The sequence below is a fragment of the Microcoleus sp. B4-C1 genome, from assembly GCF_036705285.1.
Taxonomy (GTDB): domain Bacteria; phylum Cyanobacteriota; class Cyanobacteriia; order Cyanobacteriales; family Microcoleaceae; genus Microcoleus.
In genome coordinates this window covers 1-14,777 of sequence record NZ_JAUBUC010000132.1, presented here as the reverse complement: position 1 = coordinate 14,777, position 14,777 = coordinate 1, and the positions used below count along the sequence as shown (strand labels likewise).

At 45.1% G+C, this 14,777-nt stretch carries 12 protein-coding genes; 4 read left to right on the top strand and 8 right to left on the bottom strand.

Annotated features, from left to right (window positions below; genetic code table 11):
- Positions 1-214 precede the first annotated feature (214 nt).
- Complete coding sequence (locus QUB26_RS29645; RefSeq protein ID WP_333054016.1) at positions 215-745, top strand: peptidoglycan-binding protein; 531 nt, start codon at positions 215-217, stop codon at positions 743-745.
- 505 nt (positions 746-1,250) lie between these two features.
- Here the strand turns inward: QUB26_RS29645 and QUB26_RS29640 are convergent.
- The 4 genes from QUB26_RS29640 to QUB26_RS29625 form a co-directional block, all read right to left on the bottom strand.
- The gene (locus QUB26_RS29640; RefSeq protein WP_333242237.1) at positions 1,251-1,724 is read right to left on the bottom strand and encodes a TerB family tellurite resistance protein; all 474 of its coding nucleotides are present in this window, start codon (positions 1,722-1,724) and stop codon (positions 1,251-1,253) included.
- A gap of 228 nt (positions 1,725-1,952) precedes the next feature.
- Positions 1,953-3,854, bottom strand: coding sequence for a M61 family metallopeptidase (locus QUB26_RS29635; RefSeq protein ID WP_333320890.1), 1,902 nt, complete (start codon positions 3,852-3,854; stop codon positions 1,953-1,955).
- Positions 3,851-4,531 carry a Crp/Fnr family transcriptional regulator gene (locus tag QUB26_RS29630; RefSeq protein ID WP_333242243.1) on the bottom strand — a complete coding sequence of 227 codons (681 nt, stop codon included), beginning with the start codon at positions 4,529-4,531 and terminating at the stop codon, positions 3,851-3,853. The genes QUB26_RS29635 and QUB26_RS29630 overlap by 4 nt, the downstream gene beginning before the upstream one ends.
- Before the next feature lie 570 nt (positions 4,532-5,101).
- Positions 5,102-5,986 carry an inositol monophosphatase family protein gene (locus tag QUB26_RS29625; protein ID WP_333242246.1) on the bottom strand — a complete coding sequence of 295 codons (885 nt, stop codon included), beginning with the start codon at positions 5,984-5,986 and terminating at the stop codon, positions 5,102-5,104.
- A 572-nt stretch (positions 5,987-6,558) separates the two neighbouring features.
- Between QUB26_RS29625 and QUB26_RS29620 the strand changes: the two genes are divergently transcribed.
- On the top strand, positions 6,559-7,611 hold the full coding sequence (locus QUB26_RS29620) for a glycosyltransferase family 4 protein (protein WP_333242248.1): 1,053 nt from the start codon (positions 6,559-6,561) through the stop codon (positions 7,609-7,611).
- Positions 7,612-7,736: 125 nt separating this feature from the next.
- On the opposite strand, the gene QUB26_RS29615 is transcribed toward QUB26_RS29620, so the two are convergent.
- From QUB26_RS29615 to QUB26_RS29605, 3 genes are all read right to left on the bottom strand, one after another.
- Positions 7,737-9,662, bottom strand: coding sequence for an alpha-amylase family glycosyl hydrolase (locus tag QUB26_RS29615; RefSeq protein ID WP_333242251.1), 1,926 nt, complete (start codon positions 9,660-9,662; stop codon positions 7,737-7,739).
- Between the two features lie 288 nt (positions 9,663-9,950).
- A complete protein-coding gene (locus QUB26_RS29610) occupies positions 9,951-10,844 on the bottom strand; it encodes an Rpn family recombination-promoting nuclease/putative transposase (RefSeq protein ID WP_333242254.1) in 894 nt (297 codons plus the stop codon).
- Positions 10,845-10,910: 66 nt separating this feature from the next.
- Complete coding sequence (locus QUB26_RS29605) at positions 10,911-11,405, bottom strand: hypothetical protein (protein WP_333242257.1); 495 nt, start codon at positions 11,403-11,405, stop codon at positions 10,911-10,913.
- Positions 11,406-11,604: 199 nt separating this feature from the next.
- Between QUB26_RS29605 and QUB26_RS29600 the strand changes: the two genes are divergently transcribed.
- Together QUB26_RS29600 and QUB26_RS29595 are read left to right on the top strand one after the other, a co-directional pair.
- Positions 11,605-11,826: a hypothetical protein gene (locus QUB26_RS29600; RefSeq protein WP_333054024.1), complete on the top strand. Its 222-nt coding sequence runs from the start codon at positions 11,605-11,607 to the stop codon at positions 11,824-11,826.
- Positions 11,827-12,049: 223 nt separating this feature from the next.
- Positions 12,050-13,054, top strand: a complete 1,005-nt coding sequence (locus tag QUB26_RS29595; RefSeq protein ID WP_333320888.1) for an MvdC/MvdD family ATP grasp protein — start codon at positions 12,050-12,052, stop codon at positions 13,052-13,054.
- A gap of 352 nt (positions 13,055-13,406) precedes the next feature.
- Here the strand turns inward: QUB26_RS29595 and QUB26_RS29590 are convergent, their stop codons facing one another.
- On the bottom strand, positions 13,407-14,270 hold the full coding sequence (locus QUB26_RS29590; RefSeq protein WP_333320886.1) for an Npun_R2479 family HD domain-containing metalloprotein: 864 nt from the start codon (positions 14,268-14,270) through the stop codon (positions 13,407-13,409).
- Positions 14,271-14,777: the final 507 nt, after the last annotated feature.

Sequence of the window (14,777 nt, the reverse complement as noted above, 5' to 3'; positions counted from 1 at the left end):
CCGTCCAAAAAGGACGGGCGGGACGCCCATCCCACAATAACAATTAAAATTGTAAGTTATTTAATTCGCGATCCTTACGACAAACCAACGGGTAACTCAAACGAGCGACACTCACATGAGTGACACTCTAAAAAGTGACTGTGCATCCACAAATCCCACCAGTTATACCTGAAATATCAAACACCAAAACTTAAATGTTGAGAGGAACCACATTATGTACACCGAAGAAAGAAGCTTGAACAATGAAACTATGGCTCTCGTCGCCGATACTACTGCTCAATCAACTCTGGCATTTGCTGAAACCACGGGAGTAAACAAACCGACTTTGCAAAGGGGTTCAACAGGTCAAGCTGTCAAGGAACTACAACAGCTTCTATTTCATTGGGGTTATTATTTCGGGTCGATTGACGGTATTTTCGGCGTCCAAGTTTACAACGGGGTCATAGGCTATCAACACCGCGTCTTTTTAAAAGAAGATGGGATTGTCGGCCCTCTCACTTGGGAAGCACTATACTCTGGTGCACCTGTGAATATGCCGATCGTCATGAAGGGCAGTTCTGGTAATGCTGTTAAAATTGTTCAGAATGTCTTGAAAATCAATGGATACTATTTCGGATTCATTGACGGATTATTCGGGCCGATGACAGATGTAGCAGTGCGACAATTGCAACTGAGCATGGCTTTACCGCAAGATGGAATTGTCGGCTACAGAACTTGGCACGCCCTCAGCAAGTTACCGCACTAATGACTGGTTGGATTAATATCAATTCCGGTTGTACGAGCGAAATGACTGTTGACTGTTGACTCGATTTTATTATTCTGATGCAACCGGAAACGATATCACTTTCAGTAATCGCAAAAAATCTGTAGATCAATTAGGGATTTAGGCTTTGCCTAAGTCCCTAATTCTCGTTAAGGGTAAGGCAGCGCGCGGGAAGGGCGATTGATTCCCTGCGGGATAGCTTCGCTTCACGCAAATTCTGTTACCGTTCCAGGCGATGAAAAATATTCTCGACTTTTCCGTGTTTTTTTGTTAGTATATCTTGGGAAATTGGGAGTCACAATCCGGTTTTTTTCCCTTCTGATTTAGTTGTAAATAGTTGCACTCAGAAAAATATTATTTCGATACTTACCTAACAAGACTTACCGATGGCAGGCTTATTCCCGGTTTCTACGAAAAATTCCAGGTTGAGTAACGAGAAATCTAGAAATCAACCGGGTTTTTAAGCCAAGCGCACGCAAGTCCCGAACTAGCCTTTGATGAACTTTTCTAATTTGTGAGCCATCTTCTCGACAATTCCCTCTGAAGTATCTGCAGCCGATGATTCAGCTTCAATACGCTTGACCACATCCTCTGAAAGATTCAGCAACTGCACTAATTTTTGATAAGCTGCGGCTTCTTCAGCGTTAATTTTTGGTTCATCGGGAGTGCGAGAACTAGATGAAATCACTTCATAGCCTAGTTGCAAGACTAATTCCTTTTCATCTTGAGTTTCTAGTTGGCCGATCAACTCGTCAAGGGGGATATTTTGCATGATGTAATCCCGCAGTTCTTGTTGCATTTGTTGTCCGTCGGTATCTGGGGCAAACAAACGACAAAAGCGATCGAGCATTAAATTAACTTCTTCTGTGGCGAGTTCGCCGTCAGCCCAGGCCATAGAAGCAACAATTCTCAGCAGATTCATTTGGCGGGGCGTAATTGATGGAGGAGGTGGGGTTTGCATAATCAAAATGGGTAATTGGTAATATTAATTCCGGTGCAACCGGAATTATTGTTGACTGTTGACTGTTGACTGTTGACTGTTGACTGTTAACTGTCAGTCGAAAAACTGAATGATAGTTGAGTATTGACGGGTGATTCAATTTTACCAGGAGGATGCTAGCGGAATTGGGAATTGGGAATTGAGCTTGATTTCTTCTGGTCTTTTCTTTCCCGTTCACCTTCTGTTAGGTCACAATTTCGATAAAGGAACTCCCAGCCATCCAGTAAAGTTTTGTTTCTGAATAGCGGTGGGCTGTTCCACCGGCACGATCGAGTAACGCATCGGGCGCGGCGGGGCGAGAGTAACAGGACAAGTCCGCAGTTCGTCTTGGTGAAAAACTGTCACCGAGACGATATCCCCAGGCTTAAAATCTTTTAGTCTCTCGCCCGCTTGTTCTGAATTTACCCGAAAACCTTCGATCGCCAGCAACTCGTCTCCCGCATCAATTCCGGCCAATTGTGCCGGAGATCCTACTTCGACAAATTTAACCATTTCCCGCCCGTTTTCCGTTCCCAACGTCCAACCGATGCGAGGTATTTCGCTAGTTTCACCTGCGGTGAGTTCTAGCCCGAAAGGTTCCAGATACTTGTTGTAAGGCAACTCTTCTGTGCCGTCAATATAGCGCGCAAAAAAGTCGCTCAAATCGATGCCGGCGACCGACTCGATCGCACTTTGCAACTCTTCGGGAGTAAAGCCTATTTCTGCGGGTAGCGAAGGAGAATTTAAGTGTCCGTTTGAGGTTAAATGCGCCGATTTGCCGTCTGTTTCCGACTTCAGGTCAAAATCGTCGTTTTGGGCAGAATTAGCATTGCCAAACTTCTGCCACATCAAACGCATCACATCGTCGAGCGATCGCTCATTGCGGTGTTTGGCGCGAATCAACAAATCGAGCAAAAACGAAACAACTTCCCCTTTCAAATAATAGGAAATCTGCGAGTTGTCGCTGTTAGAATCCCGGCGATAAAGTTTAATCCAAGCATCCCAGCTCGACTCGCTCACAGGCTGTACACTCCGCCCCGGAGTCGTCTGCAAGCGAGTAATTTCCTTAGCCATACCTTGGAAAAAACCTTTCACGCTGTAGAGACCTGAGCGAAAAGGAATCACCAAATCGTAATAACTTGTAGTGCCTTCAGAGAACCATAAAGAAGGAGTATAATTCTCTTTTTCGTAGTCAAATACTTCGAGAGCTTTCGGTCGAATGCGCTTGACATTCCACAGGTGAAAAAACTCGTGAGCTACCAACTGAATAAAGCGTTCATACTTTTCCTTAGCCCGAAAACCAAAACGCGGATAGTTGAGAGTGCAACTCTCCTTGTGTTCCAAACCGCCAAAACCAGAGCCGGACAAATGTAGGAAAAACACATAGCGTTCGTAAGGCAAACCGCCGAACATTTTTGCCTCAACTTCGATCACTTTTTGGATGTCTCGAATCGTGCGATCGGGTTCTAAATTGCCTTTTCCCCAAACAACTAGCTGGTGGGGTTTTCCCATCACTTCAAAATCGTATACTTCGTGACAGCCAATCTCAAAAGGACTGTCTACGAGAGTGTCAAAATCCGCAGCAGCGAAAGTAAGATTTTGGCCAGAAACAGGCGGCAAAGTAGTAACGGTGCGCCATTCCGGCTGCGGCGGCACAACGGTTACGGTGTAGCAGTTGCTCTCAAAACCGGGCAAGAAAAAGCACAAAGCCGCCGGATTGAAATAACCGTGAGTCGAGTCTAAATGATTGGTTCGCACTGTCAGTTCGTTGGCAAAAATGCGGTAGCGAACCGTGATATCTGACACCGAATCGGTCTCGATTTGCCAGTGATTTTTGCTGAGCTTGCGCCAAGGTAAAGCTCGATCGCCCGATAGCGAGCTAAAATCTTGCAGGTGGCGGGCGTACTCTCGAACCAAGTAAGAACCGGGAGTCCAGACAGGCATTTTTAAATCCAGAACCGACTCCGACCAACCTTGCACGCGCAAAGTTACTTCAAAGAGATGGGATTCAGGATTGGGCATCGCCACCGAATATTGAATTGTCGGTGCTGTTAGTTGCCCCTCACGGTTGCCGGCAGCGGACGAGGTATCCAAAGAAGTAACATCAGTCATTGACTTGCCAAATTAATCAAGTGCTTGAGGTTGAGCAAATGGATAGTTTGGTGGTCTGGATCGATATTGATCCAACCTTTACTATCGAGTTTTTCCATAATTTTGCTGGTTTCATCTAGGGTGATATCTGTGACATCAGCTAAGTCTTCATAAGGAATATTGAAGATATCTTTGCCCTCAGCAGTTTTCTGACCGTAGTTTTCTGCCAGCTCGACTAAAGTATTTGCTAGTTTAACCGCTGGCTGGCGGTTTCGGAGTTGATAGCGGAGATTGGTTTGGCGCAGCCGCCGTACCATCAGTTGCAACATCCGGTGGTGTAATTGCGGGTCTTTAAACAGGGTTTGGATAAATCGCTGAGCTGTGACGCTGAGAAGTCGCACGGGCGATAGAGCAAGCACGTCATTCGATCGGGGAGATTCGTCCAGAATGGCCATTTCGCCGAAGAAGGCACCCCGTCCTAAAATAGCCATTGATACAGCTCGATCGTTTGACAAGCGCCGGACTTTTACCCAGCCAGACACGACAAAGTAAATCGCGTTGCCCCAAGAATCCTCCATCACCACAGCTCGGCCCGGGGGATACTCATGCTTGACGGCATTTGATAGCAGCCCTCCCAAGGTTTCTGGGTTAGCACCCTTAAATAGAGGGAATAGCTCACTGAAAGCTTCTGTCTTCATCAAAAAAATGGGTAGAAACTCCGTCCTTCTAGGACGGCTTTATATTGTCTTTTTTTGATTACTACCGCCTTGGGACTGGTTGGCGGGAGTGTGATGAAAGTGTTGCACTTTCAGCGGGACAATTACCGCCTCAAACTTCCCAGCCCTGTACGCATAGTGTTTTGCTCTTTCGAGCCTCCCTTTCGGGGTGATGTTAGCCTGCGCCTTGGTTTAGTGAGCTTGTTGGGCCCAAAGCACTGCCCCAGTGACATTAGGGCTGTTTAACCTTCAGCGACAGAGCCCAAAACTGGCTTCGCATTCAAGGAGTGTCGTGACTCAAAAAACGTAGTCAGTTAAGACGCAAGGCCCGTCAGAATGGCTTGTCAGATTACTCTTCCAAGCCTCACGCCTGATAGCTGAGGTTCCTGACGCAAACTCGCGCAGGTGGAAAACTATGATTAGGCGACACCCAACAGCTAGGGAAAGATCGATGTTTGGGAACACAAACAATCCGTTGCTCCTTTAATTGATCATAAGGGTGCACAGGCCCGGTTCACGTAAAATTGGCAGATTCTTTAATCTTAAACGGGTTTACAAGCCTGCCACTGCCTTTTGAACTTTGCCCAACAGAGGTTCTATGTATTCCGGCCAGCCGATCGCGATTGACTGCGTGTGGGCCAGAGTTTCCGGCTCGATCGCATCTTTACTCCACCTCAGCGGTTGACCTTGCAAGTCGCAACAAACCAATCCGGCTGCTTTTGCTAAAGCCAAAGGGCCGGCGGTATCCCACACTTTAACTCTGCCGTTGAGATACAGGTACAAACCAGCTCGACCGAAGATAACTTCCATAACTTTTAAGCCAAAGCTGCCCAGCGAGTAAAATTCTGCGCCGGGGATGCTTTGGGCGATCGCCAGGGCGTAGTTTTTCTGGTCTTTGTCTCCGAGAATAATTTTACAATTTTCCGCTGTCGGAGCCGGGGGTTTGCATAGGGCGATCGGCTGTGGCGCTTCGGTTCCGACACTTTGGAACAATCCCCAATCTTTGCCGCCAAAATACATTTGGTCAAAAGCCGGGGCGTAGAGCCAGCCGGCCACCGGGTTCCCTTCCAGCAGCAGCCCCACCATGGAAGCGTAGTGCAGTTTTCCCCGAATAAATTCTTCAGTCCCGTCGAGGGGATCGATGCACCAGAGGCGCTGGTAATTGGCGCAGTAAGCTGTTCTGGAGGCGACGTTTTCCTCGGTGATCCTGCCGTCTTCAGGAAACAAAGCGCTAAATGCTGCCGATAGTTGTCGGTCTAGGTATTGATCGATACTCGTCACGTAGTCGTTGGGCCCTTTCTCGGAAACTTCAAAAGGTTCGGCTGCTAGCTTGTAAGCTTCTTGACCGCACTCGCGCAGGGTGTAGCGAATTTTTTGGTCTTGCTCTGGAGAAATATACATGAGGTTAAACATAAATTCTTTAGCTAACTTCAGCATAAAAGCTTAAGTCCTTGGAATCGATCGGCGCGTGTCATTCGATTTTAGATTTTAGATTTTAGATTTTGGATTGACTTGCGCGAGATCAATTCGGGGGCTTGAGGATTTGAGATTTTCGATTTTGGATTGATTTGCGCGAGATAAATCACGTGGCGGTACCATCTAGAAATTCTTGGTCACTGTTTTTGATTCGTACAGGATTTGGGCGCGGGTGTCGATAAACCCGGTTTCCTAACCGTCAGCGCGGTTGCGATACAAGCCCCAGACAGGATCGATCTGATGTGCTGCACCATTGTCAATAATCCTTTTACGAACAGGCTTTCCGGCCTGTTCCACAAGAAATTTATCTTTTGTAGAACGGGCCCCAGAGCCCGTTCTTGAGAATGGTGCAAGATGTGAGATTGATGGAACTCAAAAAAATTTACACATGAGGGAGAACCCCCCAGATTTATCTAAAATCTAAAATCTAAAATCGACTGATCGATCGCACTAGCACTTTCAACAGCAGAGGATAGAATCTTCTGAGGTTAGATAATTTGTCCCAGCCCCAGGATAATTATAAGGAGAATACTTTGAAATACCATTTGGCATTAGGTCGCAAAATAGACCTAGATGGAATTGACCGCGATGCACAACTAGGCAAATGTCCTCGCCACGTCCTGCGAGCCCTCAGAGACAGCTTAAATGCCACCGTCCACGCCCCGGATGGCGAAGCGATATCGTTGAGCGACAAGCTGCGATCGAAAATTTCTTCTAAACCCGAACATTGGGCCGCCGCGCGCAAATTGTCAGAGCAAGTCAGCAGCGACGACGTGATATTTTGTAACGGCGAGGACATTGGGATTCCAGTGGCGGCGGTGTGTGGCCAATTGCCAAATCGCCCTAAAATTTTTGTACATTTCCACAATATCGATCGGCTGCGCGGCCGCGTCGCCCTGAAACTATTTGGTTTGGCTGACAAAATTGACGTGTTCATGGCTTGCGCCAGCCCTCAAACTGACTTCCTCCGCAGTTATTTAGCTTTACCTGAATCCCGGATTTTAGTGCATCTAGACCAGACAGACACTAAGTTTTTCACACCCGGCCCCGTTTCTGGCGATAAAAAGCGGCAAACGATTGTTAGCGTCGGGTTAGAAAAGCGCGACTACCGACTCCTAGCAGCAGCAACTGCTGACTTAGATGTTGACGTAAAAATTAGCGGTTTTTCTAAAGATGCCAAAGCTTTATCGCAAGCTTTCCCCGATACTATGCCAGAAAATATGTCCCGCAAGTTCTACGAATGGCCGGATTTAGTGCAGCTTTATCGCGATGCAGACGTAATTGCAGTTTGTTTGGCAGAAAATAAATATGCTGCTGGAGTGCAGGGTTTGCTAGAAGCAATGGCCTGCAAGCGGCCGGTCGTCATTACTCGGACTCAAGGTATGGTCGATTATTTAGCCACCCCGGATATTGCCAAAGTGGTAGATGTGGGAGATGCAGCAGGTTTGCGCGAGGCGATCGTCCATTTGCTAAAAAATCCTCAAGAAGCTGAATCTCAAGCGCAGCGGGGGTACGAAATGGTTGTGAACCAGCACAGCAGCGAACCTTATGTCGATGTTTTAGCCCAGAAGCTGCGATCGCTTTAAACTCGTAATATCAGCAACGGGCTCTCAGGCCCGTTCCACAAAACAGAAACTTGGTTGTGGAACAGACCGGAGATCCCGTTGATTAAAAACTGGTAAAACAAGCCGGAAAGCCTGTTGATTAAAAATCACGACTCGCGTCCACTCGCCCACTTATCCCGCCATTTCACAGTCCCTTCCGAAACTAAAACCCAGCGGCGACAAACCAGATTTTCTCGCAGCGGCGACAGTCCTTCCCGTAGCAGCGCATACTTATAAGAAATCAACTTCCCCGCACTTTCATTAAAAGGAATTTCCCCAAACCAAGTATTAGTATTGATATACTCCAAGGGGTAGCCCTTACTAATATCCCAATTCCCCAACTCAGGACAATCTCCAATCACCACAATTCTTTCCCCAGGCTGAGTTCTAACGCTGTTAAGCTGCGCCCGCACAATAGTTTTCGCCTTAACTCGTTCTCCGACGCGACTAAAAATCATTACTTCCCGCGAACCCAACTCTAAATTATACAGCATCCCGTCTTTAACTTCAAACTTGCGGCGCGATAAAACCTCCGTATGCTCTCCATCAGGCAACTCAGTATCCACCTCTTTAAGTGTCACAGAATTGCCACGATTCATCGCTACAAACACCACAGAATCGCGATAGCGGCGCACGTAACAATAAACATCAGGAGTTAGATACTTTTGCCACTGACTCCCCATCGAAATAGCTGGATTCAGCCGTCGCAATCCCGACAGCAAACGCACATCTCGGTAAATCGGCGCATCATTATCCCACTTTTCCATCATCGGGCGGTTGTAAGGGTCATTCCCCCCATCTGTATCATCGTGCAGATACTGTTCAGTGCCGTAATAAATGCAGGGAATACCGCGAGTCGTCATAATTAAACATATCGCCAAATGCAGCATTTCTGGATCTGGATTCAACGACTGAAACCTCGGCATATCGTGGTTGTCAATAAAAGTAATTAACTCCGTCGCCCCGTAGTAGCGGTGATCCAAATTCAGGACATCTTGGACTAACTTAAATCCCGCGCCCGCACCCTTCCCCAATACTTCTCGAATTGCCACGCACAGACCAAAATCTAAAATAGTCATCCCCGACTCGTTGACAAATTCCACAGAACGATCGTTTCTAGGGTCGCTGTAAATCCATTCGCCAAAAATGAAAACATCAGGTCTGTGTGTTAAAATGTCAGCATTAAATTCCTGCCAAAACCAAATAGGCATATGCTTGACTGTATCAACCCGCAAAGCATCAACACCTCTGTCCAGCCATTGTTTAATTGCTGACTTAATGTAATTGCGGTAGGCAATATTGTTTTCGTTAAAAGTTGCTAAACCAGAAAGTTCGCAGTTTTGGACTTGCCATTCATCTTCCCAGTTTGTGACTTCGCCGTAGTGGTGATACCAGTCATCTTCATCGTCGTTAAAGTCAGCTATTTTTACGCCATCATCGTAGAGTTCCCCTTTTTTACCGCTAAAATCTGGGTTACTGTGATTGCAGACAATATCAAGTACGAGTTTCATGTTTCGCTGGTGCAACTCGTGTACTAATTTGTCAAATACGGTATCTTTAGTTTCTTGTGTTTGGTTGATAGAAGGATTGTCGCCTGTGGCAATAAAGCGGGGATTTAATCGCTTGAAATCTTTAGTCCAGTATCCGTGAATTGCAGCTTGTTCGACAAATAATGCTTCCACTTGCTCGAACAGTGGAGTCAGCCAAACTGCAGTAACTCCCATATCTTTTAAGTAATCGAGTTTGTCGATAACTCCCTGCAAGTCGCCGCCCCAATATTTGCCCCAATCTTTCCCTTCTGGATCGTAAAGTTCTGGGTTGGGGCCTTCGTTATTTTCGGGGTCGCCGTCGTAAAAGCGATCGACTACAATGAAATAAATTGTTTCTTGTCGGAATTCAATGTCTCTGGTGTAGAGAAACTCTAAATCGATTTCGCTTTCTGGCTTAACTTCTTCTACCAGAGACTCAATTTTTTCTTCGGGTTCGCTAACTTCATATTGAGAGGAAGTTTGATTGGGAGTGACTGATGTCATGAGATGTATTTTTTTTTATTGTAAGATTGGTCAGTTATTCGGAGCTAGAGTCGGAGATAGCTTTCCCATCTGACTGACTTTTACAGCATCATACGGAATTTACTGGTTTAATGAAATCTTCCTTTAGAGAGAGGGCAGACTCATCCTTGAGGATTATGTGGATGAGAGTTAATATTTGGTTTCATTCTCAATCAAAGAGGCAGAGCGTCAAAAACCTGCGCTACCAGGCTGATCCTAGTAGGGAGAAAAGGTGTACTAATTGTGCGATCGCACTTTTTCCCTTCCTTTCTATTCCTCCCGCAATTTTTGGATATCTTCAACGCTCAAACCCGTAGTTTGACTAATAGTTGGATTATCAAGAACATTGAGAAGTTGCCTAGCAATTTCTAGAGCTTTTTCTCTCATTCCTAGCGCGAGTCCTTCTTCTCTGCCTTCTTCTCTGCCTTCTTCTCGCCCTTGTGCGAGTCCTTCTTCAATTCCCTTTCGCAAGATTCCCTGCTGATCCAGAATATACCTTTCGCGTGCTTCTAAATCTGCCAACTCTTCGGGATTCAAGTTAGTTTCATTAGCAATAGCAAAGGCTTGCTGTATTTCCGAGACTGTTTCCATTGTTTGCGGTACCACTTCCAAACTGGGAGCATTTTTCATAAAATAAACCCACTTGTCAGTCAAAGTTTCTAATTCATCCAATTGTTTAGTGAATTTTGGCAACTCGATAAAGATCAGTTCTATCTCTGGATCGACATAATCAAATAAACGCTTTTTCTCCTTGAAGACAAAGTGAGAAATTACTTCTCGGTCATTGTCAAACATTTCAAAATCAGTAATTGTCAAAGCAATTACAGGTTTTAACTTAAAGTAACCTTCACCGCGCATCAGTTGTGTCGAGTAAGTTTTCGCAGTATTGTAAACCACCCGTTTAGAAAAAGATTCTACATTTAAAACTTGCATCTCGATAATTACAGTTGCGCCTCCTGCAAGTCTGGCTTTGACATCCAGGTAAGAGTCTTTGAGATACTGGACTCTCGATGCTAAATACGGGTCAATAATTTCTAAGTCGGTGATGGTGGGATTACCATCATAAATCATGGCATTGAGAAAGCTGATTAAGATTGGTTTGCTTTGATTGGAGCCGAATATTTTTTTGAATGCAAACTCGATTTTGGGGTTAATGAATCTCATGGTGATTTTTCGTTTTCTGAGCTTTTTAACGATTCAATCTATCTGGTAATCAGGAGCAAAACATTCTTATTCTGTCAAATCGACTTGTCGAATCTCTTCTAGCCTCAGATCCAAGCATTGCGCGATTTGCTCATCGGTCAAGCCTACTGCTTGCAAGCGTTGGATCGCCTCAATTTTCGCCCGCTGCTTTCCCCGCAAAAACTCAGGCGACTCTTCCTGTGATGTGCAGACATTCAGAGCTCCGATTACATGACCACGAGCAACATGATTTCCACTAATAACGCTACCAGTAACGTTGCTAATTCTCGACTTGCGAATCAGTGCCGATCGCAAGTTTAATTTATTAACCTCTTCTCCAAAAGCATCAGAGAACAACTCCCATAACTCGTAGCCCACATCTTTAGCATAACCCTCAGTACAATTCAGCGCTTGGGCAATATCGCCATACTTTTGCCGCTTCAGAACGCCCTCAATCACACCAACTTGCATATCATCTAAATGCTTGCCAGTTTTCGCAAAGACAACTTCATCCGCAAAAGCCAGTGCTTCCTTAACGTTCACCCGCGCCTCCTCACAATATCCGAGCGATCGAACTAAAACCGTCTAGATCCGACTATTTTCGCCTTGAATACAAAAACGATTAAAGCTTTATCAAAACTTTTTATATTATACGACTTTATCCGACCTTTTTCGACTATACAAATTAATTGGCAAGCTGTAGCATTGTGAAAGTAAAACAATCGCTCAAAAAGACTAACTTATGACGACTACCCAACTCGCTCTAGACAAAAAAGCAAATCCTTTGATGATGCACCTGAGCATCTTGCCCAAGTACGGCATCACCGCCGAGGAGACTTTTAGCTACGATCCCACCACGCAGACCTCCAACATCACCTCCATGAGTGGCTCCTGGTGTAATCGCAGTGGCTCCACTGTTAGGCAGTTTGACGAGAATGATGATGACCAGCAAGAGGACGACTAGAATTTGCTCTGGCTAAGGTCGTCTTTTGCTTGCCATCTGATTTCTTGAAAGACCTGCATGAATTTTTGCATGACAGGTCTTTCACTGTCAATTTTATTTCAATTGGTTTGGTTGTGATACCCGTTTCCAAAAATAATGCAATCCCCTATAAGATCCAAACCCATACAGAATCCGTAATTTTTCATCTCAAATCTCAAATCTCAAATCTCAAATCTCAAATCCTATGACTGACCTTTTAATCGTGACTTCCGAGACTGACATTCATGCGGATGTCGTTATCAACCAATTGCAAAAATCAAATATTCGAGCAATTCGATTAAATTCAGAAAGTTTTATTCAAAAAAGCAAATATGCTTACTCGTGGCAAGCTTCTGGCAATCCCACTCAAAGTTTTTTGTCCTTTGAAGACTCCTTGAAAGAAGCTCAAGAAATCGGCGTGATTTGGTGGCGAAAACCTAACGACTATACAATTTTTCCAGAAGTTGATGATGCTTGGGCAATCAAGTATTGTCAAGAAGAAACAGAATCTTTGATGTACTCTCTGTCTGGCTTATATCCTAAAGCGAGGTGGGTCAATAACTACTACAAGATTAGATTGCCATCCCATCGCATCAACCAAATTCCCATTGCTCAAAAATTGGGAATTACTATCCCTCCAACTCTCGTCACAAATTCATACGATGCTGCTTGCAACTTTGTAACAGAACAGGGCCTGTGCATTGTCAAACCCATGCGCTACTCTGGATTCTTACATGATGAAAAGCAGTATGCGTGTTATACTCGCCCCATTGATGTCGAAACACTTGAGGAATTTCGAGAGAGTATTCGATTGGCACCTGTTTTTATTCAAAAACGCATTCAAAAGAAAGCAGAATATCGCGTTACATTAATCGGTAAACATGATTTTGTCTGTCGCATTGATGCCAAACATACCAACGATTCAGATGTAACCTTAGATTGGCGCGTCACCGAACCAGATAAACTCGTTCACGTTCCCGACAAGCTACCAATGGATTACCTCAACAAACTTCATCAAATGCTTGACGAGTTCGGCTTAAATTTTGGTGCATTCGATATCATTCGCGACGAGGATGATACGCTCTATTTTATCGAACTCAATCCCAACGGACAATGGTATTGGATCGAAATTCTCACTAAAATGCCTATGGTTCGCGCAATGGTGGAACTCATCGAAGATTTAGCGCTTCAATATCAACAGGATTGCTGAATTCGATCGCGAGATTGATTCGTTACTAGCACAGTGCTAGACGCAGGGATAGTCAGAAACCGGGTTTTTTTACGAAAATCCTTGGCTGTAGCAACGAAGATTAGGTAAAAAACCCGGTTTCTTTAGTATGAGTGCATCCAGGACTGTCGCGATCGCAAAGAATCAGCGCTGGGATTGCTTCGTTCCTCGTGGCGGACAAGGAATCAGATCGACCATAATATCGTGGTCGGGGCGGGTTTATTATATTGTAGATTATAGGCAATTATGGTTGGTGAACCCGCCCCTACAGGACTTGTGGTCCATTGACCCGACATGATATGAGATTGCTTCGTTCCTCGTGGCGGACAAAGCATCAACGAACTACAGCCACATCCTCAACTCCCACCTGAGAATGCTCCACCCGGAACACATTCGCGCTCAGATTAGCAACAACTTGTTTCCCCTGCTGCGTCAGTTCCAAATAGCCGATCGCATCCTTCACATACCGATAAACCACATTCCAATAAAACTTCGGATAACCATCCCGCAACTCCCCCGGATTCTGATAGCCCAAAACCCGATTTTGCCCAATTTCCTCAAACTCGTAAAACAGCGCCGCAATCTTTTGCAAATATCGCGGATCACTCAACTGACCAATTAAATCAGCAGCCCGAACTAAACCGGGATAATTTACAGTATCTTGATAATCTTCATCTGCAGGAACTGGGAAACGAGTCAGCTCAATATTATGCTTAACCAGCTCAGCATCAATCAGTTTATGACCGCCAAAACGCTCGTCAATAAACATTTTTCCGCGATCGACATGATAAGGCATCAAACTAGCATCCGTCGCCCCCGGAGGCAGCGTTAATTTCTGGTCGCCTATGCCCGTAGCATACAGTCCCAAATCTGTTCTATCTTGCCGGCAAACACCTTTAACATACCCGATATCGTGACATAGCAAAGCAATGTGGAAGTGCAGCCAATCTTCGCAGGAAACACCCCCTTCGCGGATGTGCTTCCCACCCAGAATTGCTTGTCCCACCAAAGTCACTAAAATAGTGTGTTCGACATTATGGTAAAGAGCATCGCTATTAGCAATATTTTCTAAAGCCATACTCGCCACCCAAGCAATAATCTCACCATAGTCAGATTTAAACCCGCCATAAGTGTGGCGGTAGCCTTCAATCAGGCGATTGACAAAAGCCTTAATCAGCAGTTCAGTTGCGTTAAACATATTCACTTCCCTGAGCCCACATAGATTATTAAATTATTTTTATAGTTATTGTTTTTGCTGCTACCGTTTGATATTATTTTTGGCTTAAGCGCCACGATGGATACCCACTCCTATCGAGAGGCATCCATTGATATTATCAACAATTATGGCTTAAATTATGGCTCTCGCAACTACCAGAGCGACAGACCCCATAAATAATTGAGCTCAATGGGCGATCGAGGTATGACACCCCTCAATCAGTAGTACAGGGTTACATCTTCGGCGCATACCTCAGTAGATTTTAGATTTTAGATTTACTCCACAGATACATCTGGGGGCGGGAACTAATATCTAAAATTTTGGGTTGCTCACTATTGTTGTCGGAAACTTGTATCTGTTATGGCTGACCCCGCCCAACAACCAGAGCGAGCGAAAGCGTAACCCCATTAATTCCCATTGGTAACAAGTTAGAACGGAGTAGATTTTGTCAATACCCCTTTATGTAGAAATATAATTGAATAATAATGA

Bases quoted from the DNA above. Each gene is read 5' to 3' on its own strand.
- QUB26_RS29645 (WP_333054016.1), top strand. From the start codon at position 215: ATGTACACCGAAGAAAGAAGCTTGAACAATGAAACTATGGCTCTCGTC.
- QUB26_RS29640 (WP_333242237.1), bottom strand. From the start codon at position 1,724: ATGCAAACCCCACCTCCTCCATCAATTACGCCCCGCCAAATGAATCTG.
- QUB26_RS29635 (WP_333320890.1), bottom strand. From the start codon at position 3,854: ATGACTGATGTTACTTCTTTGGATACCTCGTCCGCTGCCGGCAACCGT.
- QUB26_RS29630 (WP_333242243.1), bottom strand. From the start codon at position 4,531: ATGAAGACAGAAGCTTTCAGTGAGCTATTCCCTCTATTTAAGGGTGCT.
- QUB26_RS29625 (WP_333242246.1), bottom strand. From the start codon at position 5,986: ATGCTGAAGTTAGCTAAAGAATTTATGTTTAACCTCATGTATATTTCT.
- QUB26_RS29615 (WP_333242251.1), bottom strand. From the start codon at position 9,662: ATGACATCAGTCACTCCCAATCAAACTTCCTCTCAATATGAAGTTAGC.
- QUB26_RS29610 (WP_333242254.1), bottom strand. From the start codon at position 10,844: ATGAGATTCATTAACCCCAAAATCGAGTTTGCATTCAAAAAAATATTC.
- QUB26_RS29600 (WP_333054024.1), top strand. From the start codon at position 11,605: ATGACGACTACCCAACTCGCTCTAGACAAAAAAGCAAATCCTTTGATG.
- QUB26_RS29595 (WP_333320888.1), top strand. From the start codon at position 12,050: ATGACTGACCTTTTAATCGTGACTTCCGAGACTGACATTCATGCGGAT.
- QUB26_RS29590 (WP_333320886.1), bottom strand. From the start codon at position 14,270: ATGTTTAACGCAACTGAACTGCTGATTAAGGCTTTTGTCAATCGCCTG.